2 tRNA genes and 2 rRNA genes are annotated in these 728 nt (G+C 46.7%); all 4 read right to left on the bottom strand.

Annotated elements, in window-relative coordinates:
* Positions 1–114, bottom strand: a 23S ribosomal RNA gene (locus KUV80_RS18550); the annotation flags it as partial.
* A gap of 270 nt (positions 115–384) precedes the next feature.
* Positions 385–460: transfer RNA gene (locus KUV80_RS18545), tRNA-Ala, on the bottom strand.
* A 22-nt stretch (positions 461–482) separates the two neighbouring features.
* Positions 483–559 (bottom strand) — tRNA-Ile (locus tag KUV80_RS18540).
* 88 nt (positions 560–647) lie between these two features.
* A 16S ribosomal RNA gene (locus tag KUV80_RS18535) occupies positions 648–728 on the bottom strand; the annotation flags it as partial.

Below are 728 nucleotides of genomic sequence, written 5' to 3'. Positions count from 1 at the left end.
GAAATCCCCGGATCAATGCTTACTTACAGCTCCCCGAGGCATATCGGTGTTCGTCCCGTCCTTCTTCGGCTCCTAGTGCCAAGGCATCCACCGTGCGCCCTTTCTAGCTTAACCTTATAACTTACGATAAACATCGAACTTCTTCGTTGACTTCGTTCTTTCGGTGCTCATGTATAAAAATACACTCCGCTCCTCCAAAACTTTGTCGCCTCGAACTTCTCGCTTCTCGTAACTTATTGATGCATACACATCAAAGATTCTTGCTTTGGCGCAGATCAATATATCTATCTGCCTTGCATTACTTTGTTTGGATGTCGATATCTAGTTTTCAAAGAACAATCGTATTTAGCGTCAAAAAAAGGCATCATCTCGTAAGATGTGCAATGGTGGAGCTTAGCGGGATCGAACCGCTGACCTCCTGCGTGCAAGGCAGGCGCTCTCCCAGCTGAGCTAAAGCCCCATAAATATGGGTTATATGAAAATGGTGGGCCTAAATGGACTCGAACCATCGACCTCACGCTTATCAGGCGTGCGCTCTAACCAGCTGAGCTATAGGCCCATAAAGGAAAACAAGTTCCTTCAAAACTGAACAAAAGAAGAATAGGTGTGCTTACGAAACAGTCGAAGCTGTTTCATAATCTCCATAGAAAGGAGGTGATCCAGCCGCACCTTCCGATACGGCTACCTTGTTACGACTTCACCCCAATCATCTGTCCCACCTTCGGCGG

The organism is Fictibacillus nanhaiensis (genome assembly GCF_019801215.1).
Classification (GTDB): domain Bacteria; phylum Bacillota; class Bacilli; order Bacillales; family Fictibacillaceae; genus Fictibacillus; species Fictibacillus nanhaiensis_C.
The sequence above is the reverse complement of the archived record's forward strand: the minus strand, read 5'-3'. Positions and strand labels throughout refer to the sequence as shown.